The organism is Shouchella rhizosphaerae, from assembly GCF_036700015.1.
In the GTDB taxonomy this organism is placed as follows: Bacteria; Bacillota; Bacilli; order Bacillales; family Bacillaceae_D; genus Shouchella; species Shouchella rhizosphaerae.
In genome coordinates this window covers 1,384,904-1,404,294 of the sequence record NZ_CP144921.1, presented here as the reverse complement: position 1 = coordinate 1,404,294, position 19,391 = coordinate 1,384,904, and the positions used below count along the sequence as shown (strand labels likewise).

21 protein-coding genes and 1 pseudogene are annotated in these 19,391 nt (G+C 41.2%); 13 read left to right on the top strand and 9 right to left on the bottom strand.

The window, feature by feature from the left end; all coding sequences use genetic code 11:
• The first annotated feature begins 45 nt into the window (after positions 1-45).
• Together V5G21_RS07095 and V5G21_RS07090 are read left to right on the top strand one after the other, a co-directional pair.
• On the top strand, positions 46-357 hold the full coding sequence (locus V5G21_RS07095; RefSeq protein ID WP_011248523.1) for a DUF3784 domain-containing protein: 312 nt from the start codon (positions 46-48) through the stop codon (positions 355-357).
• Between the two features lie 248 nt (positions 358-605).
• Positions 606-812 carry a hypothetical protein gene (locus V5G21_RS07090; protein WP_011248522.1) on the top strand — a complete coding sequence of 69 codons (207 nt, stop codon included), beginning with the start codon at positions 606-608 and terminating at the stop codon, positions 810-812.
• A gap of 147 nt (positions 813-959) precedes the next feature.
• On the opposite strand, the gene V5G21_RS07085 is transcribed toward V5G21_RS07090, so the two are convergent.
• The gene (locus V5G21_RS07085; RefSeq protein WP_011248521.1) at positions 960-1,574 is read right to left on the bottom strand and encodes a DJ-1/PfpI family protein; all 615 of its coding nucleotides are present in this window, start codon (positions 1,572-1,574) and stop codon (positions 960-962) included.
• Between the two features lie 267 nt (positions 1,575-1,841).
• Positions 1,842-2,435, bottom strand: a complete 594-nt coding sequence (locus V5G21_RS07080) for an NAD(P)H oxidoreductase (RefSeq protein ID WP_011248520.1) — start codon at positions 2,433-2,435, stop codon at positions 1,842-1,844.
• A 214-nt stretch (positions 2,436-2,649) separates the two neighbouring features.
• Here V5G21_RS07080 and V5G21_RS07075 point away from each other — a divergent pair, with 214 nt between their 5' ends.
• From V5G21_RS07075 to V5G21_RS07045, 7 genes are all read left to right on the top strand, one after another.
• Positions 2,650-3,036 (top strand): winged helix-turn-helix transcriptional regulator, encoded by a 387-nt coding sequence (locus V5G21_RS07075; RefSeq protein WP_011248519.1) that lies wholly within the window; start codon positions 2,650-2,652, stop codon positions 3,034-3,036.
• 449 nt (positions 3,037-3,485) lie between these two features.
• Positions 3,486-3,869 carry a YwqH-like family protein gene (locus V5G21_RS07070; protein WP_011248518.1) on the top strand — a complete coding sequence of 128 codons (384 nt, stop codon included), beginning with the start codon at positions 3,486-3,488 and terminating at the stop codon, positions 3,867-3,869.
• Positions 3,862-4,134 carry a YwqI/YxiC family protein gene (locus tag V5G21_RS07065; protein ID WP_011248517.1) on the top strand — a complete coding sequence of 91 codons (273 nt, stop codon included), beginning with the start codon at positions 3,862-3,864 and terminating at the stop codon, positions 4,132-4,134. Before V5G21_RS07070 ends, V5G21_RS07065 begins: the two co-directional genes overlap by 8 nt.
• A gap of 144 nt (positions 4,135-4,278) precedes the next feature.
• The gene (locus tag V5G21_RS07060; RefSeq protein ID WP_011248516.1) at positions 4,279-6,108 is read left to right on the top strand and encodes an LXG domain-containing protein; all 1,830 of its coding nucleotides are present in this window, start codon (positions 4,279-4,281) and stop codon (positions 6,106-6,108) included.
• A 426-nt stretch (positions 6,109-6,534) separates the two neighbouring features.
• Entirely contained in the window at positions 6,535-6,969 is a 435-nt protein-coding gene (locus tag V5G21_RS07055; protein ID WP_142237530.1) for a hypothetical protein, read from the top strand.
• A gap of 69 nt (positions 6,970-7,038) precedes the next feature.
• Positions 7,039-7,917 (top strand): DUF6612 family protein, encoded by an 879-nt coding sequence (locus V5G21_RS07050; protein WP_011248514.1) that lies wholly within the window; start codon positions 7,039-7,041, stop codon positions 7,915-7,917.
• Positions 7,918-8,072: 155 nt separating this feature from the next.
• Positions 8,073-8,726, top strand: a complete 654-nt coding sequence (locus V5G21_RS07045) for a hypothetical protein (RefSeq protein ID WP_095317121.1) — start codon at positions 8,073-8,075, stop codon at positions 8,724-8,726.
• 294 nt (positions 8,727-9,020) lie between these two features.
• Here the strand turns inward: V5G21_RS07045 and V5G21_RS07040 are convergent, their stop codons facing one another.
• The 3 genes from V5G21_RS07040 to V5G21_RS07030 all read right to left on the bottom strand — a co-directional run bounded on the left by V5G21_RS07040 (position 9,021) and on the right by V5G21_RS07030 (position 12,257).
• A complete protein-coding gene (locus V5G21_RS07040; RefSeq protein ID WP_011248512.1) occupies positions 9,021-10,529 on the bottom strand; it encodes a PH domain-containing protein in 1,509 nt (502 codons plus the stop codon).
• Complete coding sequence (locus V5G21_RS07035; RefSeq protein ID WP_011248511.1) at positions 10,529-11,020, bottom strand: PH domain-containing protein; 492 nt, start codon at positions 11,018-11,020, stop codon at positions 10,529-10,531. The genes V5G21_RS07040 and V5G21_RS07035 overlap by 1 nt, the downstream gene beginning before the upstream one ends.
• Before the next feature lie 421 nt (positions 11,021-11,441).
• On the bottom strand, positions 11,442-12,257 hold the full coding sequence (locus V5G21_RS07030) for a CPBP family intramembrane glutamic endopeptidase (protein WP_011248510.1): 816 nt from the start codon (positions 12,255-12,257) through the stop codon (positions 11,442-11,444).
• 143 nt (positions 12,258-12,400) lie between these two features.
• On the opposite strand from V5G21_RS07030, the pseudogene V5G21_RS21405 reads away from it, so the two are divergent.
• Positions 12,401-12,510: pseudogene (locus V5G21_RS21405) on the top strand (IS3 family transposase); the annotation flags it as partial.
• Between the two features lie 934 nt (positions 12,511-13,444).
• On the opposite strand, the gene V5G21_RS07025 reads toward V5G21_RS21405, so the two are convergent.
• From V5G21_RS07025 to V5G21_RS07010, 4 genes are read right to left on the bottom strand one after another with little or no spacing between them, the layout of a single operon-like run.
• Entirely contained in the window at positions 13,445-14,761 is a 1,317-nt protein-coding gene (locus V5G21_RS07025; protein ID WP_011248507.1) for a 6-phospho-beta-glucosidase, read from the bottom strand.
• Positions 14,754-15,059, bottom strand: coding sequence for a hypothetical protein (locus tag V5G21_RS07020; RefSeq protein ID WP_011248506.1), 306 nt, complete (start codon positions 15,057-15,059; stop codon positions 14,754-14,756). Before V5G21_RS07020 ends, V5G21_RS07025 begins: the two co-directional genes overlap by 8 nt.
• 58 nt (positions 15,060-15,117) lie before the next feature.
• Complete coding sequence (locus V5G21_RS07015) at positions 15,118-16,386, bottom strand: PTS sugar transporter subunit IIC (RefSeq protein ID WP_095316519.1); 1,269 nt, start codon at positions 16,384-16,386, stop codon at positions 15,118-15,120.
• Between the two features lie 24 nt (positions 16,387-16,410).
• Positions 16,411-16,719, bottom strand: a complete 309-nt coding sequence (locus V5G21_RS07010) for a PTS sugar transporter subunit IIB (RefSeq protein WP_011248504.1) — start codon at positions 16,717-16,719, stop codon at positions 16,411-16,413.
• A 186-nt stretch (positions 16,720-16,905) separates the two neighbouring features.
• Between V5G21_RS07010 and V5G21_RS07005 the strand changes: the two genes are divergently transcribed.
• The 3 genes from V5G21_RS07005 to V5G21_RS06995 are packed head-to-tail and all read left to right on the top strand — an operon-like array spanning position 16,906 to position 19,234.
• Positions 16,906-17,244 (top strand): PTS lactose/cellobiose transporter subunit IIA, encoded by a 339-nt coding sequence (locus V5G21_RS07005; protein WP_011248503.1) that lies wholly within the window; start codon positions 16,906-16,908, stop codon positions 17,242-17,244.
• Positions 17,245-17,247: 3 nt separating this feature from the next.
• Entirely contained in the window at positions 17,248-18,333 is a 1,086-nt protein-coding gene (locus V5G21_RS07000; protein ID WP_095293848.1) for a DUF871 domain-containing protein, read from the top strand.
• A 4-nt stretch (positions 18,334-18,337) separates the two neighbouring features.
• The gene (locus V5G21_RS06995; protein WP_338465424.1) at positions 18,338-19,234 is read left to right on the top strand and encodes an N-acetylglucosamine kinase; all 897 of its coding nucleotides are present in this window, start codon (positions 18,338-18,340) and stop codon (positions 19,232-19,234) included.
• Positions 19,235-19,391: the final 157 nt, after the last annotated feature.

The window sequence follows — 19,391 nt, the reverse complement described above, 5'->3', positions numbered from 1 at the left end:
GGTCTGTTGGAATGTTTCTTCTGTCTAAGGGGGGAGGCATGCGGTATGATACTACTTCTTTTACTGATGGTTATTCTTTTCTTCGGAATATCCACTCTACTTTTCATTGGAAAAGGCGATTTTTTAATTGCCGGGTTAAACGCCATGAACGAAGAGGAAAAGGAGAAGATTGACACATTCAAGTTGAATAGGTTCATGGGGAAAATGATGTATGTGATTTCTGGTGGAATGCTATTGCTTTTTCTCTATCGTTTCTACAACTCTTCCCTTGTATTGGCGCTGGCTTTGTTGCTTCTCGTTGTACCGACTATTTTTATTGCTATTTTTACGTTCAACTTTGATCGCTTTCGAAAATAAGACAATAGCGGTCTAATCATTGCGTACGAATGATCCTACCTTACCTATACTTTAATGCCTCTACAGTCCTTTCAATATGGCTGAAATTAATTTTTTGTCTCTTTCCATTAGCCATTAAAAACACCCACCAAAAAGTTCCCTTCAAAAATTTTAAAACGGTACGCCGACAAGTACCAGAAACAACTGGATTATGTGATAGCTTTTCTCTATAGTCAGCTAATTTCATGATTGTAGAGGGAGGCTAGGCAATGGACGTATATTATATAAGACTTTCATTGGCGGAAATTAAATTGGACCTTCTTTCTTTTGCTTATCAGGCAGCGACCAGTGGATTTGATGAAATCGAGCATTCGGGAGAACAACTAACGGCCATCGTAAAAAAAGTTGATCAGTTGGACGAGGTTTTGGAACGTGTGATAAGGAAAAAGGAAATTGGGAAGATACGTGATGAATAAGAGCTTTCGAGCGAATGGTTTTTCGAGGTAAAACTTTATTAAACACCGTCTTGAGAGTACTAGAACACAACACCAATGCTATGCAAAAAAGCTAAATTCTCGATAAGGTGACCGGGAATTCAGCTTTTTCTTTCTTCTATGGAAGTGTTAGTCAAGTTCGATTGTATAAGCAGTCCGCCTAGCTGTCTCTGTGCCTAATCTTTTCCCAACGACGTGCAAGGCCATTTGAATCCCCGCTGAAATGCCGGCTGAGGTGATGACATTTCCTTCATCGACGTATTTAACGCCTCTTACGACTTCTACATCGGGAAAGTGTTTTTCTAACAAATTTAACGCAGCTCGGTTTGTCGTCGCTTTTTTTCCGTTAAGGATGCCAGCTTGTGCTAAGAAAAAGGCCCCTGTGCACACAGAAGCAATCGTCTTTTGCTCGTAGTTTTTTATCCAACGAATGATTTCTTCGTTATTCTGTACAAGCTGGATGGCTTTTAGAGGCCCTCCAGGAACAATGACCATGTCAAATGCGGGTGCATTTGAAAACGAGTAATCTGGCGTTACTTTTAATCCATTATGTACAGTAATTTGCCTCCCGTCTTGGGAAACGGTACTTACTGTAAAAGGTTTTTCCGTCAAGTTGTTCGTAAACATTCTTTTTACATCCTCGCTATTATATGTGGTTAGGTTGAAAACCTCATATGGCCCTGCGAAATCCAACGCATCCACATAATCGAATAGCAATATCCCGACATGCTCGTTTTTGCTCACGTTTAACCCTCCTCCCTTTATACTATACCCCGGTAGTGTATGAAAGCCAACCTTTTTATCATTCATCCCCAGCTTTTCTTAATCAAACGTTTAATTAAAGTGATCTAGGAAGGAATAAACGCTGTTTGAGAATAGGGGATAATCCAATTTAAAAAGAGCCAATGATGGCTCTTACTGGTTGTAAAACCGATTGTCCGTTGCATAAGCCTTTCCTACCCGCAATTCCACTGTTCGCTAAAATCAATATTCGGCATGGCTCAGGCAACTTTATTGAGTCGCAATCAGTTCATCCTTGCCATAATTTAAACCGAAGCGGTAAGCTTGATCGAGCAGCCTTTCGTAATGTTCTGGCTTTGAATCGAGTGTCTCATATAGGAATTCAACTTTGGAGTTGGAGATACCGCAATAATCGGCAATGCCTACATTGAGCAAATGCGTCATCTTTTCATCATAATCGCGCTTTTTCATCTGTTCTTTCGAAACGCCGGCCAACCCAAGCCATAACACATGCTGATGGTGAAGATGGCTCGAACCGTACGCAAACCCATTGTTAAAAACGCGATCAATATACCCCTTTAGCATCGCTGGCAAATGCCACCACCAAATTGGATAAATAAAAGCCAACGCATCATGCTTCTTTAACCGCTTTATTTCCGCTTCCACTTCAGGCGAGAAAGGCTGCTCCGCCACGGTCCAATCAGGTTCATCTATCCCTTTTAAAACAGGGTCAAAACCACTTTCATGTAAATCCAACAGCTCATACTCATGACCGGCGTCGGCTAGCCCTTGTGCGAAACGTTCAGCGACTTTAAAGGTCAAGGAATCCTTTCTTGGATGTGAAACAACCGTTAACACGTTCATGCTTATATCGTCACGACCTTTCTCTACAGCTCATGTATAGCCATCCATAATGGCTGATGCTATTATAAACAGTAAGAAAACGATCTGGAAGTACGTACTTTAAAGTGCTATAGGAACATCAAAGTACCCTAGGTGCATTTCATGGAAATAGACCTTTGGAATAAAAATGAGTGGTTGTTCCAAGCAAACTTTGCCTTTTAACGGAGGGGAAGAGATGGCTGAACAGACGGAAAATAGCAGTCAAAAGAAGTACCACGTTGGCGTGGAAGTGGCTTTAGAAGTAATGGGAGGCAAATGGAAGCCGTTAATCATTTACCATTTGATGACAGGGCGGAAACGGACATCTGAGCTTCGCCGGTTAATCCCTGGCATTACCCAAAAAATGCTGACTACTCAGCTTAGAGGCTTGGAAAAGGATGAGATCGTTACCCGCAAGGTTTATAATGAAGTCCCTCCTAAAGTCGAGTATGAGTTAACGCCCTACGGCTGGGGACTAAAACCCGCACTCGACCATTTATGCTATTGGGGAGAGGATCACCTAGAAAAGGTGTATGGAGACAAATCGAAAGTTTTGGCAGAATTCCAAAGCTGTATAGAGTAAATTCAGGAGTTTAGAAGATAGAAAAGCCTTCAATCGGAGGCTTTTTTCTTTGTAGAAAATGGAATGGTGGAAATAAAATGATGCTGTTTAATTCATGAAGGGAGAGTAGGTTTGTCCATAATAGAGTGGACACAATCACTGTTCGAAAACGATGAAGAAAAGTAAACTTACAGTTATTGAAAATCCAATTCATGACAAAAAGGGGGTTGTTTTATATCCACATTCTTATTTAAAATAGAGGGGTATGAAGCAATTTCCATTTAATAGAATGTAAGATTGTTAGCCGAATGTTATCAAATTGGTTACATGAAACGGCTGAAGTAGACAAAGCGCGAACGATGAAAAGAGCATGCTAAATCTATTTTACTGTCGTGTCTGTTGTCGTTTCACTATGAAGATGCAGCGCCTTCGACGAAAGGAGCGAAGGTAGGAAAGGAGAGGAAACAACGGTGCATGAACGAATTGTACGCCTAAAAAGCCGGAACAATGAATTAAGAGCTCGTGTGGGGGAGGCACAAGGAAATATAGAACGTTTGGAAACAGCGAGAACAACGATATCCGAAGAGAAGCCGAATGTCCAAGACAACCGTGAAACTTTGACACGCAAGGCTCTCGATGGCGATGAGTGGCGGGGAAATCGCAAAGAGGAGCACGAAGGGTTAAGGGATGACATCAAGGCGAAATTCGATGAGGCTGAAAGTCACATTGAGCAATTGCTAGAAGATATGAAGGCGAAGAAAGCACAGCTGCAATCGAGCATTGAGACGATGCAAAACACGATGATGTTGAACGAATTACTCATAAGAGAAGAGAGGGAAAAAGCCCGTGGCTGAGATCTTATTTGAAAAAAACGATGTAGAAGAGAAGTTCTCGCAATTGAAAAATGGCGCAAATGAATTTCCCGCCGACCTCGAACTTCCTTCTATTTCAACAAGTGAACTACGCACGGTTGAGCAATTCAAAGAAGTCGAAGAAATGTATCATGAACTGATCATCAGTTATATCGCTGCTCTGGGAAAAGGGGCAGAAACAGCATGGAATAATATCCAAACACTAGGGGAAGCGGATGAAGCCCTTTCGCAAAGTATGGGCTCCTAACACCTAGATGGACTCATTGTTTAAAAGTTGAAGGATCATCCTCATTCATTCACTGAAATTTCATCCTTTTGGATATTAAGAAATGGATGGAAACAATCAAAACCGTTCACATACAAATCGTTTTAAGAGGGAAGGAGGCCGGAAATGATTCTCGATACGAATGAACTGATCACGGAAATCGAACGTTCGATTGAACAAAAACGAGATCACCGGGACCAATTGCAAACGCTTCAATCTAAAGTAGAAGCCATCTGTCAGTTAGAAACCCTCCAAGGAGAGGGAGGCGCAGCGATCAAAGACTACTTCACAACGCTGCACTTGCCTGTACTATTATTCTTCCAACAGTTTATCGAAACGCATATTAGCCAGCTCGAGACGGTGAAAGACAACTTGCTTTCCTATGACGGCGATGCCAATACCCTTGTCCGGACAGAGTTTCTGAATGAAGTGAAGATGGATTTGAACCGTGTCATCAACTATACGAGAGACTCGGCGAACATCATTAACAGCGCATACGAATCGGTGAGTGATCTGATCCACACAGGCCGCTGGGAATCATCAGCCCTAACCGACAAAGCGAGAGAAGCGAGGGATCAGCTTAAAGACACGGAAGACCACTTAGAGGAAACCGACCAAAACAATCAAACCGTGCTCGAAACTTCCAAAGCCACGCTAGAACATCTCGAAGCCTTGGTGCGCAAAGTCGAAGGATGGACGACGAAAGAGGCGATGCTTTCTCAAACAACACTCAGCGATATTTCCGCCTATTTCCAGGAGGGCGAAGCCGTTCTTTCCCTGTTGGGTGTAGACCATATGAATGATCTACTAGATAAAATGCTAGTGGGGGTAGATGGGGAAGGATTAACAGATGTCGAACATGCACTGCTTTATCATTATCTTCATCGTGAAGTCATTCAGGGAGTAACGAGTCTAGTAAAAGAAGACACAGCAGGATTGCAAGAACGTCTGAACTATGAAGTGCTTGTCTCAGACGATGCATTAGCAAAAGAAATCATGATAATGGAGTTTTATATCTATGCGCCAGCAGTCAATCCAGCGCTATCTAACGACCCCGAAGAGCAGGCAATGATTCAGGCGTATACAAGTACGTTAAGAAACCATCAAGCTTCAATTGCGCATATAAGAAAGGATCACAACCATCTTGAATTAGAAGGAAACCCATTGCGCGCATTTGTAAGTAAATTGGAAGTGAAACAAGAAGGAAATGCGTCTGTGTCGATACATTCCCGTTTGGCTTTTGATCTTATGGGTTCCAGTGCAGCAATCCCCCACGCTCAATGGATAGAGAGAAAAGTGTCACCTGATGTAGATGAGGGAACGTTAAAGCAGCACGGAATGACAAAGGAAGCGTATATTAAGGAAGGTCACCATTTATTAGAGCCAGGGATCGTCCAATCGGCATCAGAAGTAACTCATTATAGGGGACAAAGTGCTGGTTTCGAGTTTGGCAGAATTCATAGGGAAGAGCGTGAGGAAGACCTTCAAAATTTCACAGCGAATTTTGTTATTGGAAAAGTGGTAGATGCAACCGTGGGAAAAGCGGTAGATGCAGCGGTCACTGCTATAAAAATACCTGGGTTTGTCATTAAAGCGGGAAATATTGTGATGATGGTGCCTGAGCACAACGCGGAAAAGAGCGAGGAAGAACGTCAAATTAATGGAGAAAAAACAATGGAAGCAGCTAAACTGTTGAAAATGGAGGTAACGGAGTCACAACGTATGGAAATGCGAGCTCAACCTGAGCCTGAAATCCAACTTCATCCTACCCAACACACAGAAGAGATATTAAAGAGGTGGGAAGAGAAGGCGGGTGAAATAGAAATGATTGAGTACCCTGTTGAGGCGGTTAAAAATAATGAATGGGATGAAGTGTATGATGCGTTATTAGAAATTAATTATACAGATGGTATTCGTCAAGAAGATTACGATTATATCCTTGGATCTAAAGATTAGTCGTTGGATTTTGAGCCTGTCTGGTATAACAACTAATCATTTGACTTGAATTCTTTGGCATAAGATCATCCAGAGCAACTATGAACAATTTTGAACAAACCAATGCACGAAGGCAAGTAAAGCAATACCAGGCTTTGTGGAATTGGCTTTAGACAACTGCACCTAAATTATCTTGAATGTGGCTTCTGTAACGATATCGTCATAGGTTGTTTCTCTGTTGCTCAAGATTCTGACATACAAGGTAGGGGGAGCTCTATCTTAGAGTATCACTATCTCGACCTATCAGTGTATCTTATTGAAATTTAGGTATCGTCCCATAGGACGTCAGAAAAGCAAGTTAAGTTTCCCGTTGTTTAAGGCAGAAAGAGTAGGTGAATGACTGTGAGCAAATATAGAAAAAAGATAGTTAATGGACTGACAATATGTATGCTAGTTTTAATTTTGCCAGGGTGCAATATAACTGAGAATGATCTTATTGGTGGCACTTGGGTAGCGACTTCAGGCTATATTGATGGAGAGGCAACGGGGGAGCCTGATTGTGGCCAGTTTGCTTTAGGAATGCGGTTTGTGGATGAAGAAACTCTTTATGTAGGGGAACCCGGTGAAGAAGAGGAGTTTGAATATGAGATTCGGGACGGAATAGATTATTACGGGGAAGAGCGTCGTTTCATTGAGTTTTTTAATGTTAACCGTAAAGAGGAGGCACTCAAAGAGAAATCCGAGGATGAAGTGCCAAAGGGAATGTATTCTTTTGGTTCGTTTGCGATTGAGAGAGGGGGAAAGGATGCCTTTGGAATGGAGACGAGGCCGGGGAAGTCAGAGGGAAAACATTGCTATATGGAACGCCAGGATAGTGAGTGACGTCCCTGTTCCTGCATGAAGCAATAAGGTTGGTTCATTAACGTTGAAACGAACGAAAGGACGATCCAGGTGAGAAGACGCGGACGGCACGCCTTTGTCTATGTATTTTTTGGACTGTTGACTTTTACGTCAGCGTGCGACACAGACGCGAAAGAGGATTTAACAAAAGAAGAAGCGATTATTGCGAAAACGATCGAGCAAGCAGAATCCGTTGATTCTTATACAGTAGAAGGAGGGGTATTGGAGGATTTTATATGGGAGGATGGGAGCACTGAATATAACTATCTTCTGGGCACAGTTTCAAGGATTGAATCCCTTCAACTCGCATACAATCAATATAGACAAGAATATAGTACTGGGGAAATAAAAACAACGGTGTTTACGGGTCAAATCTATCAAAATGAAGATGATGTTTATATAAATGTAGACGATGAGGGATGGAAAGCAAGGTCTGATCCTGATCGCTTTGAATATGAATACACCGATTATGAAGCGGCTATTACGTTTTTGGAGCATGTTGAAAATATTGAAGAAATGAGGATCGAAGAAACCGAAACGGAGTATGAAATTAGCTATGCCGAACCGGATGAATTTCTTTATCGGTTGAACGAGCCTCCTTCCGAGGCAACAAAAGATGGCATTACCTTTGAAGAGAACGGAAGTCCAGAGGTATTTCTCAGAATTAATAAAGGGGATTATACCGTGCAAGAGTTTACGACGAAGTTTTTTTATGAAGACAAGAACGGTGGAACAGCGAAAGGCATTACTACGTTGGAATCTCTTTTTGCTGATATCAACAAAATCGAAGCTGAGGACCTCGAAATTCCGGAGGAAGTAATTGAAGAAGCGGAGGCAAATGAGGAGGCGGGGCAGGAAGGGAAAAGCTTGTGTAGAAGGGGTTATTTGATGCCCCTTACTCTCGCCTTAAAACGGATCAATACATATTAACCTTGGCGTATTAAAGCTAAAGTTAAGGGCAGTATTCGTTTGTAAACTGGAGAAACAGGAGGAAGGCAGAAAGGACGATCCAGATGAGGTGAGGCGGAGGGCACGCCTTTGTCTATGTATTTTGGGGGTTGCCGATTTTTATGGCAGCATGCAGTATGAACGCTGAAGATGAGGACTTATCAAAAGTAGAAGCGGTTATTGCACAAATAATCGAGAGAGCTGAAATGGTGAACTCTTATGCTCTAGAGTTTGAAGTGCGTGATGATATTGCCTGGGGAGATGGAGACATAAGTTACACTCATTCCATGCTTTCAGGACTTTCATTTTCTAATCCTCAACGTGGGTATTACCAAATGAATGAGGTAGAAGGCAACGGAGAAACAGAAACTACTGTGTTTACAGACGAAATCTATGAAGATGAAGATGCAGTCTACGTAAACTTTAATCAAGAAGGATGGATAAAATCTGAAAGCTATAATAATTATAACGAGACAGGTTTTGAAGCAATGATTCAACTATTAAAGGAAATAAAGAATACGGAAGAGATAATTATTGAAGAAAACGAGAAGACTTTTGAAATCACCTTTCCTGAAATGGTTGAATTCTATGCACAGGTGCTTTCCGTAATGGAGAGTGATGCCTTTGTGGGGACTGGAGTTCCGGAAGCATTTATTAAAATTGACAAAGAAGACTATTCGGTTCGAGAGTTTACGACAAATTTTTTTATGATGCCAGGACAGGGAGCACATCAGAAAGAATGGTTACAATTGAATTTCGTTTTGATGATATCAACGAAATTGAAGATATAACAATCCCCGCCGAAGTCATTAAAGAAGCGGAACAAAACGAATAGCAAAAAAGAAGACGCGATACATAGGGAGTAAGGCTAACAGCCTGTTAGAAGAAGTCACTTGAAAGGTCAACCAATGGCGAAATCGCATCTCCGGCCAACAAAAAAACGCACCAAGTAGCGGGCATGGTGCGTTTTTCCGTTAGATTTAGTGGCTAGGCGATCCTGCCTACACTGTTATTTTTCAGAAGTTTTCAAGCATCACTCATTGATGTCTTTTCCTTGCAGGGGTTCCCCGCCGTATGTTTGCTCTCTATTCAACGGTAATGTCATTTTTTCGTCCTCTGTACCATTGTAAAAAGGAATGGGCGAGTTCGACCGGCACGTCATTGATTCCTGAATGGCGCACGGGGTTTCCTCGATTGGTTGTCTCAATCGAGGCGAGGCCCAACCTTTTTTGGAGGATGTTTCGAGTGATCTTTGCTTTAATGACTTTTTCTCGTTTTGAGACGAATAAAGAGGTCGTGAACGCGCCTGTTTTAAACTGGATAAAATGGTCGTTGATCGCATAGCGGGTATGGAAAAAATCGAACAACCTTGCGATCAATAGATAAACCAAAAGGGCTGCTGATACGATTATCCAGGACTGCTCTATATTGAAAATGGCAGGTTTAAAGTAAAATAAAGCACCGGTGGCAAGGAGCCAGAACCAACTTGGCCGCAATATGCGGAGCCACAAGGATTTTGTTGGAAGACGAGTCATTTCTGTTGTAATCGTGTAGGACGGTAACATGTCTGATATCATCTCATAGGCTTTGTTTACTGGGAGAAACGGATAGAGCGTATTTTTTTCGAGTGCCTCTTCTCCAGAACGCAGCCCACCGGCACTTGTTAGTTTGACTTCTGCGAGTCCGAGGAGTCTTTTTACCATGGACTGTTCTATTTCAATGGCTTGTACCTTGTCTTTGGAAATGGAAAAGGCCGATTCGTCGATAACGCCCCTGTTAATGTAAATGTGAGTGGCATCTGAAACGATTTCGTATTTTCCATACTTTACATACGTTCGAATAAGCCCAAAGATCGTCGAGACAACTATGAGCACGATGATGATGACGGCTACAATCCACCAGGAACTTGCTAGTTTGTTGATGAGTCCTTCTGTCGTATCTTCGACATGAAAAAGATCGTTGATTTTAAAATAAAATGAACCAATTAGAGGAATGAGCACCAAAAAACTTAAAGATGTAACAGATGCTTTTAGAATGTCTCTTTTTGTCGGTTGGAAATGAATCGTTCGCTCTTGATCGGGATCCCTGGGATGCGCTTCTTCGTCATTTGGATCATGTGATGGATGATTCCAATCCTCTAATTCCTCGTCAGTCGCCCTTTTGATGTGTGCTTCTATCTGTTCAGCTTCTGCTTTTGATAGAACTTCAAATTTTATATGGGCATTTTCCCCTGTCATCGCGATTTCAAAATGAATCGAAGTCCTTTTAAAGATGCGATGGAGGAACGAGGTGTGACGGTTGATGTTTTCGATTTTTGAAAACGGAATCGTTTGTTCGGTTTTGCTGAAAAGGCCTTTGTAAAGGTGGAAGGACTGCTCATCCAACTTGTATTTATGGGTCACCCATTTATAGATAATCGAAAAAAGGATCAATCCAACTATGATCCAGAAAGCCATTCGCCCATATTTAATGAAGGCAGATTCGGAACCGGCCATGACGACGTATAAATAAATGACAAAGAAAAAAGCATTTCGTACAAGGTTGATCAAGTGAAAAAGCATCGTATATGGAGAATAACGCTTGGCTTTTGTCATTACTCCACTTCCTTAATTCTTGCATATTGGGCAATTTGATTCCGCAACTCAACTGCCGCTTCTTTTGGCAATGCAGGTATGGTGTGAGACGATCCCATCGTTTCCACGGAAACGGAACAGAGGCCGTATTTTCTAAGAAGCGGGCCTTGCTCGGTTGCGACCGATTGGATTTTTGTCATCGGGACAAGCTCATGGGTTTCTTTTAATGCACCTGATTTTAGTTGCAAATATGCTTCATCGACATCATAGCGCCAATGTTTGTAAAGCAAGAAGGGGCGAATCACTGACCAAATCCAGCCGATAATCGTTAACACGGTCGCCCCGATTAAGAGCCATCCAACCCATTCTTTCCATAAAAAACGATCATCAAGGTAAAAAAGGATTCCTAAGATGATGAGAACGATCATATTTCCAATCGCGTCACTGATAAGCCAAACCTTGATTGCATCCTTCGATAAACGTTTCTGAGGTGCGTTTATGGGGATACTCAAACAATCACCACCTATATTCTATGCCTATTATACATCGCTTTAAGTGCCGGTTCATCCATCTCAATATGAGTCGCTATTTTCTATAAATTAAAACCCCTTGATAGGAAGTAGAATCAATTGTTTGTTTCCGAGGAAATGGACGTACTGGCCTTTTTTCTATCAATGGATAATTCTCTTGCAATGTCTGAGATTGTCATTCCATTTTTGTATGAAATTTTTTGGCGTATTAATGTCTTAAATGAAAATATCCCTATAATCTGTGTTGATTCGTAAGCACATTTGGCAAGAGACAGTTTAGTCATGCGAATGGATGTATTTAGCACAGTAATCTGGTAAAATATCATTTTCCACAAAAAAACACTCAGAATGTTTCACTTCTGAGTGCAATTGAAATCAATATATACTTTTTCAACAATGCGCCCTACTTCAGTAGACCGCTTAAATTATCATTTCTTTTTCTTTTATTTAACACGAGCAGGCTTGTAATGAGAATTAAATTAGCTATGGAAACAATAATACTGCCTTCAAATTTATATGTACCACCTGAAATCAACAAACTTCCTTGAAAAGTATTGATTAGAAGATTTGGATAATCACCTGCCAAAGAAACGCCACCCAATATAATTGCCCCAATTGTATTCCAAATGAAATGGATAATTATTGGTGCCACTATTGTTCCTGTATACTCTAAAAGTAACGTTACAAATATGCTCATCGAAATAACATTAATCACTGGGATCATACCTGCTTCAAATGCACCCCCATGCATCACGGTAAATAAAATTGTTGTTAAAATGGTTGCCACAATAACATTATATTTATGTTTCCATAATTGATATAAATACCCTCTTACCAACAATTCCTGCATCGCAACATTCAACAGTGATGCCAAAATCCAAATCCATATGTAATCAACACTGTTTTGACCCTGTATATTCATAGTTTTTGTAAGTAAGAAGACAGTTACTACGCTCCCTAACCACAAGACACCTAAAACAATACCTATTAAAGAACTTTTTAAGAATCTTGGAGCTACAGGAATTGTAATTTTACCCTTTTCTACAATAAAAACGAAGACAACTGACAACAAAACCACTACCACAAGGGGTGTAAACTCCCACCATAACCGTAAATACGCCTGACTGTTTGTATGTATATCAGGCGTAAATGATATTAGAATGGCCCAACTCATAAAAAATATAATGGTTTTTAAAATGGTACTGGCTAACTTTTTCATTATTAATTCCTCTTTTCTACCTAAGACAAACTGTGCAGTAATCTGGTCCGTTTGCTGAATATCATACTTTTAATAGCTTAACACAAAAACAATATTTCTCTAAAATGGATAGCAAAAAGTACTGAGGAGGAAGGGGAACCGTCAAAGTTAACCAAATGCCTGAACAGAAAGAACGGATTAAGAGACGTAAAGAAAACCAAAGACTTGCGATGGAGAACGATATTTTAAAGCGAGCAGTGCTAATCATGGGACGTGATCCGTTAAAATCGCGGAATCTACTGTATGGGGGGATTTCACAACATAAAAATAGACACCCCAAAGGATGCCTTGATTTAGAATAACCCCACTCTTGAAAAAGAGTAAAGTAGGATTAATAAGGTTTGGTTAGATTACCTTTGCCTATTGCCTAGTTTATTAGCTATTAATACATAAATAATTCCTAGCGGTGCAATAATTATAGTAAACACGTAAAGAATTGCGATTTTAAATACTTTCCACATCAAAAAAATCAGTAAGGGCAATTCTATAGAGATTCCCCCAGTCATTAAGGAGATGAGATCATCCCAAACAACTGTCGCAAAAGGAAATAGTACTAGATTTATTCCGCAGAATATTATTAACCCTAAACTTTGATTCCCATCTTGGATTTGCCAGAAAAGAAAAGTACATACTATGCTTATGATGTAGCTTTTTACAAGATATTGTCTATCAATACCGTTAAACAACCTTGCTAGAAACAAATCGTAACCCTCCCTTTTATCGCATAAATCATAATTTTATTATAGCATAAAATTTCCATTTTTCAACCAATAGATGGAAACCTTTACTTTAATTGTTTTAATAGAATTGATAAAAAAGTTCTCCTATTATCGTTGGTCTTTGCCCTGGTAGCATGCCGTAAAGCTCTTAGTGCACAAAGAAGAACACAAGCTTTTGCAACCCTTGTTAATCCGGTATAAACAAATTCCTTGGATAACAGATAAGAAAATTTTTCTCAGAGATCAAGAGGCAAACTATGAAAGTGTAGGCGGTAGGTTAACAAGAGAAGATCATTTTTTATTAACGAAAGTGCAGAACCTGTAAAAGAACCACAGCGTTCTGCACGTTATTTATAGGGAGGGGGCTTGTAGAAGGAAAGTGTTGTTAGGTGAAATCCTCCTTGCCTGAGAAAGGGGGAATCGTTACAACTATTGGAATTGGGGCAAATCCGTTTTGTGCGCTTCTAGCATCTCATCCAATATGTCTTTTGCCTTTACGTCGCTCGTAATTAGCGGGTTTATGCAAAGAGCCAGTAATGCTTGTTCATAAGAACCTGTTACGGCCGCTTCAATCGCTACTAGTTCAAATGATTTGATTTGTTGGATGAGGCCATTGATCGAGTAAGGAAGTTCCCCTATAGCTAATGGAATGGGCCCCTGCTTTGTGACAACGCAGTTAACTTCAACGACTGTATCGTTAGGGAGATTGGTAATCGCCCCTTCATTGCGGGTGTTGAGTGTTTGGACATCCCCTTTATCGTTGTAAATGGAAGAAATTAAATTACACGCAGCATCACTGTAATAGGCGCCTCCGCGTTTTTCGAGCTGTGGTGGCTTTATGTCAAGGTCAGGATCTTTATAGAGTTCGAACAATTCATCTTCTAATTGCTTAACGACTTCGGCGCGTGTCTTACCTTGTTTAAACTCTTCCAATTCCTTTTGTAAGATTTCGTTCGTTTTGTAATAATAGCGATGATACGGGCTCGGTATGCAGCCAAGCGCCTTCATAAACGCTTTCTCCCAAGGGAGTGGGATGATGTTTTTCATTGTTACTTCATGATTGGGATCTGTTACTAAGTCGATGACGTCATTCAATCTCGATTCACCGTTTACATGGACGTCAAGGCCGTAGGACATATGGTTTAGCCCAGCAAATGTAATCGTCAGTTGGTCAGGTGGGACGTCTAATAATGTCGCTATGGTCATTTTCGTGTTGATCGGTACATTGCAGACGCCGATGATTTTTTTGTGTTGACTATATTTCATGACCGCTTCTGTGACGATTCCAGCAGGGTTGGTAAAGTTGATGAGCCATGCATTTGGGCATAGTTCGTGCATTTGTTCGGCGATCTCTAATAAGACGGGAATGGTTCGGAGTGCTTTAAATAAACCACCTGCCCCGTTTGTTTCCTGGCCGATCATCCCGTGTTTTAAGGGAATGCGTTCGTCTTTAATCCGAGCCTCTAATAAGCCAACACGCATTTGCGTTGTAACAAAATCGGCGTCTTTCAATGCTTCTTTTCGGTCAAAGGTGGTATAAATAGTGATCGGCAGGCCCGCCTTTTTCACCATTCGCTTCGCCAAGTTTCCGACAATCTCTAGTTTTTCTTTTCCTTTTTCTATATCAACTAGCCACAGTTCGCGAACGGGAAGCTCTTTATGGCGTTTTATTAACCCTTCAACGAATTCAGGTGTATAACTTGATCCCCCGCCAATCGTTACAATTTTAATGCCTTTCTTACCCAAGCAGATCGCCTCCAAACACAAACGTCATTAATGCGCTCGTAGCAAAGCCGACAATAATGGCGATGCGTATTCTTTGTCTATTTAATCGTTTGTCCGTTGTTTTTCCGTCGATTTTCGTTAGCACAATGCCTATTCCAATAGCTGCAGAAATCCCTGCGCTTAGAAAGGCACTCATCGTTTCAGAAAGGTGAATGTATTTGAGTGGAATGGAAAGGAGAAGCATTCCAAAAAACAAAATCATCATAAAGACGAAAACACCTTTAGGGCTTATGCGAGGAATTAATCTTGATTGCTCCACAAGACAACCTCCTAATGACCTAATGAGGGGATCGGAAGGATCCCCTCAGGCCCGTATTTTATTGCTCTTCGTTTTGTTCCATCGCAAGCATTTTTTTGTCGTAGATTCGTAGAAATGGCAAATAAATCACGACAGATATGGAAAGGTTTACTAGGACAAGAATAATGGAACGCCAATCGCCACCTGTCGCTAAATAGGCGCCTATTGGGGCCGGGAGTGTCCACGGTGCTTTTATAAATGTAGGCGATACAAGGCCAACAGAAGTCGCTAAATAGGCAATGACGGCTGTAATGATTGGCGTGATAATAAACGGAATGACTAAAATCGGATTTAATACGATAGGTAAACCAAAAATAACGGGTTCATTAATATTAAAAATACTTGGTACGGCAACGGTTCTACCTAGACTTTTTAAATACTTGGACCGTGCAAAAATCAACATGACAATGACTAGGCCTAACGTTGCGCCGGAGCCGCCAATCCATATAAACCATTGATATAAAGGTTCTGGGGCGATATGCGGAAGTTCACTTGCGCCTGATGCGACGGCTTCGCCATTTTTTAATAAGTATGTTTCCCATAGTGGGCGGGCAACGGAACCGACAACAGACACGCCGTGAATTCCGAAAGACCAGAAAAATGTAATTAAAAATACGGGTACCAATACCCCAAATAAGCTATCGCCAGCTGTGACGAGTGGGACCGTTAATTTCTCCACAAGAGCGTGCAAATTGACGCCCATAATGATTGTAATAAGCGTCATCAGCATAATGACAATCGCGACAGGGATGAGCGCTTCGAATGAACGGCTGACGGACGCAGGCACTGCCTCAGGAAGCCGAATCGTTATATTTCTTTGTTTACATATCCTAAAGATTTCGACAGATAGAATCGAAACGATAATCGTGACGAAAAGCCCACTTCCACCTAGATATTGCATCGGCAGCACAAAGCCTAACTCTTCAACAACAGAGGGAGTAATGGTCAACAGCAAGGAAGCGACTGCGATTTGACCACCAGACAATGGGTCGACTTTATAAGATTGTGCTAAGTTATAGCCAATGCCGAACGCCACGTATAACGACATGATAAACATGGTCATTCGATAAGGGATTAAAATTTGGTCAGCATTTTCCGTCGCCCATTGAGTCATTCCCCACGATTCGGGCAACGGAGGGAACGCAATAATTAAGAAGAATGAACCGACGATAATAAATGGCAAGGAGGAGACAACTCCATCGCGTACAGCTAAAAGGTGCCGCTGTTCCGCGAGCCTTGCCATCGGGTTAGATACTCTCTTTTCCAAGAAATCAATGAATTTCCCCATGACGTTCGCCTCTCTTTTTCTTCTTTATTTCACTAATTCTTGAAGCGTTTTCAACAATGTCGGACCGCCTAGTGGTGTATAGGCTTGCGGTGGAATTGGCCCACAAGGAACCCCGTATGCATCTGCTTCTTTTTTAATGTTGTCAAAACGATGTTTGATTTGCGGCGCTACCATCACGACATCCCAGTTGTTTTCTAGCTCTGCTGCCACTTCACTTGAACCAATCGCTTTTACTTCCAGGGCTTGTCCATGTTTTTCTGCTTCTTTCTTCAGGGTGTTGACGACGATCGCGCTAGACATGCCACCTGAACATACAAACAATACTTTTGTCATTTCCAATCATCTCCTTCATGATTTTAAACTGTGAAGTTGTCTTTTGATTCTTTCTTGAAAAGGTTTTCACTTACATGTATTATAGGGTTAATGAAATAAAAATTCAATATAGTTATAGAGAAAAGCTAATTTAAATTTCGTATCATGTTTTTTTAATGAACGAAGAACATGTGAGGAGGAGTTTCGATGAACGTAGAGGTGGAAATATTCAACATGATTTCGAACGCTGGTGATGCAAAATCGATTGCTTATGAAGCGTTAAAATTAGCGCAAAACAACGATTTTCATTTAGCGAATGAGAAATTGGAAACAGCCAATAAAACGTTAGCAAAAGCACATAATACCCAGACAAAATTGATTCAAGCAGAAATCAATGGGGAGCATGTGGAACAGTCTTTGTTAATGGTCCATGCGCAAGACCACTTAATGGCAGCTATTAGCGAAATGTCATTAATTGAACAGATGATCGCCATTCTCCGCAGGGTAGCTCAATTAGAAGCGAGATCGGAAAGTGAGAGTGTGTAAAGCATGCAGCAGCTAGGGATATCGATTTATCCAAATCATTCAACAGCAGAAAAGGACAAACAGTATATACATGTAGCAAACCAATACGGGTTTACACGTGTGTTTACCTGTCTATTATCAGTAGAACAAGACAACATTTTAGCTAGTTTCCAAGAGACGATTCACTATGCCAAACAGCTTGGGATGGAGGTCATATGCGATATCAATCCACGTGTATTCAAGGATTTGGGTATTTCTTATGATGATCTCACTTTTTTTAAAAACCTTGGAGCGGATGGCATCCGGTTAGACCTTGGTTTTACTGGAAACGAAGAGTCAATGATGACGTTTAATCCTCATGGGTTGTTCATAGAAGTCAACATGAGCAATTCTACGAAATACATTGACAATATTTTAAGCTTCCAACCCAACCGCAATAAGTTAATAGGTTGTCATAATTTTTACCCTCATCGCTATAGTGGATTGTCTTATGATTTCTTTATAGAATGCAGTGAGAAGTTTAAAAAATATGGATTAAGGACGGCTGCTTTTGTCTCTTCACAGGCGGCATCGTTTGGGCCGTGGCCGATTGTCGAAGGGCTGCCGACACTAGAAATGCATCGTGGTTTGCCTATTGACGTTCAAGCGAAACATTTGTTTGCCACGCGGTTGATAGATGATGTCATTATAGGCAATGCCTACGCATCTGAAGAGGAACTTAAGCGTTTAAGCCAAATAAACAAGGCGAAACTGACATTTAATCTAGAACTCGTTGATTCCGTGAGCGATCTTGAGAAAAAAATTCTATTTGATGAACCCCACTTTTATCGAGGTGATGTTTCTGACTATATGATCCGCTCTACCCAAAGCCGCGTTAAATATAGAGGGGAAGCTTTCCCACCCCACAATACAACAGACATAAAAAGAGGGGATGTCGTCATAGAAAGTGAATTATATGAACAATATGCCGGTGAATTGCAAATTGCTTTAAAGGATATGAACAATTCTGGCCGGACAAACGTTGTTGCGAGAATCAGAGAAGAAGAGATTTTCTTAATTGATTCCTTAAAGCCATGGGACAAATTTGCCTTTTCAGAATGGGATGGGTGAGAAAATGTACGTGATCGGGCTTGACGCAGGCGGCACGAAAACACACGGGGCTGTAATCGATCAGGACCAAAACATTCATTTTTCGATCGAGACAGGGCCAGGAAACGTAGCTGTTGATAGCGAAAAAGCAAAAGAACATATAATGGCTGCCATACAAGCTTGTATACAAAGTAAGTACGGCAGTCTCTGTAAAGCGATTGTTTTAGGGATCGCTGGAATTGAAAAAGGGCATTTAAAAAGCGAATTTAAAACATTGGTTGAACAACACTTCCAATTGCCTGCATTGATGTTAAACGATGCCGAACTTGCGCTTTATGCCGTTCTCGAAGGCGAAAATGGGATACTGGCGATCGCAGGCACCGGCTCCGTATTGATTGGCAAAAAGGATGCAACGATTAAAATGGTTGGCGGTTGGGGGCATCTGCTCGGGGATGAAGGAAGCGCTTATCACATTGGAATACAAGCGTTAAAGCAATTAGCCTCGGAAATCGAGCAGGGGACCATTCAAACCAAATTGGCCAAGGCTTTGGCTGCTCAGTACCAATTACCCGATGCATCAGCGGTAAAGGAGTTTGTTTACTCTTCCACCAAAAAAGAAATTGCCGACATCGCCCTGTTTGTGTATCGACGTGCACAAGACGATACAGATGCAAAAAAACTATTGGAACAAGCAGGAGAAGAACTAGCCCAGCAAGCCATTCGGTTAGTTAAACAACTTGAATTAGAAACATCGTCGATCCCGATCATAGTAAAAGGGAGTTTATTAGAGAAAAACGAATTTGTGCGCCACCATTTTGCCGAAAAACTAAAACAATGTTCAGCTGACATTTCGATTGTTTGTAAAAGCCGACCAGCCGTAACAGGCGCTTTGCATGCATGGAAGATTTCAAGTCACCATTAAATAGGACCAACTTTTGTGCCTGGGCCGTTTCTTTAGAACGATTCAAGAGACAATGTTGAACCAAGGGAAAGGATCACCTAAACGAGGATAACGAACAGTCAAAGTGCGAACCCCAAGCGCACATAAAATCCCTAGATCACCCGCACCAAAAATGGCC

Bases quoted from the DNA above. Each gene is read 5' to 3' on its own strand.
- V5G21_RS07095 (WP_011248523.1), top strand. From the start codon at position 46: ATGATACTACTTCTTTTACTGATGGTTATTCTTTTCTTCGGAATATCC.
- V5G21_RS07090 (WP_011248522.1), top strand. From the start codon at position 606: ATGGACGTATATTATATAAGACTTTCATTGGCGGAAATTAAATTGGAC.
- V5G21_RS07080 (WP_011248520.1), bottom strand. From the start codon at position 2,435: ATGAACGTGTTAACGGTTGTTTCACATCCAAGAAAGGATTCCTTGACC.
- V5G21_RS07075 (WP_011248519.1), top strand. From the start codon at position 2,650: ATGGCTGAACAGACGGAAAATAGCAGTCAAAAGAAGTACCACGTTGGC.
- V5G21_RS07060 (WP_011248516.1), top strand. From the start codon at position 4,279: ATGATTCTCGATACGAATGAACTGATCACGGAAATCGAACGTTCGATT.
- V5G21_RS07055 (WP_142237530.1), top strand. From the start codon at position 6,535: ATGCTAGTTTTAATTTTGCCAGGGTGCAATATAACTGAGAATGATCTT.
- V5G21_RS07045 (WP_095317121.1), top strand. From the start codon at position 8,073: ATGAACGCTGAAGATGAGGACTTATCAAAAGTAGAAGCGGTTATTGCA.
- V5G21_RS07040 (WP_011248512.1), bottom strand. From the start codon at position 10,529: ATGACAAAAGCCAAGCGTTATTCTCCATATACGATGCTTTTTCACTTG.
- V5G21_RS07030 (WP_011248510.1), bottom strand. From the start codon at position 12,257: ATGAAAAAGTTAGCCAGTACCATTTTAAAAACCATTATATTTTTTATG.
- V5G21_RS07015 (WP_095316519.1), bottom strand. From the start codon at position 16,386: ATGGGGAAATTCATTGATTTCTTGGAAAAGAGAGTATCTAACCCGATG.
- V5G21_RS07010 (WP_011248504.1), bottom strand. From the start codon at position 16,719: ATGACAAAAGTATTGTTTGTATGTTCAGGTGGCATGTCTAGCGCGATC.
- V5G21_RS07005 (WP_011248503.1), top strand. From the start codon at position 16,906: ATGAACGTAGAGGTGGAAATATTCAACATGATTTCGAACGCTGGTGAT.
- V5G21_RS07000 (WP_095293848.1), top strand. From the start codon at position 17,248: ATGCAGCAGCTAGGGATATCGATTTATCCAAATCATTCAACAGCAGAA.
- V5G21_RS06995 (WP_338465424.1), top strand. From the start codon at position 18,338: ATGTACGTGATCGGGCTTGACGCAGGCGGCACGAAAACACACGGGGCT.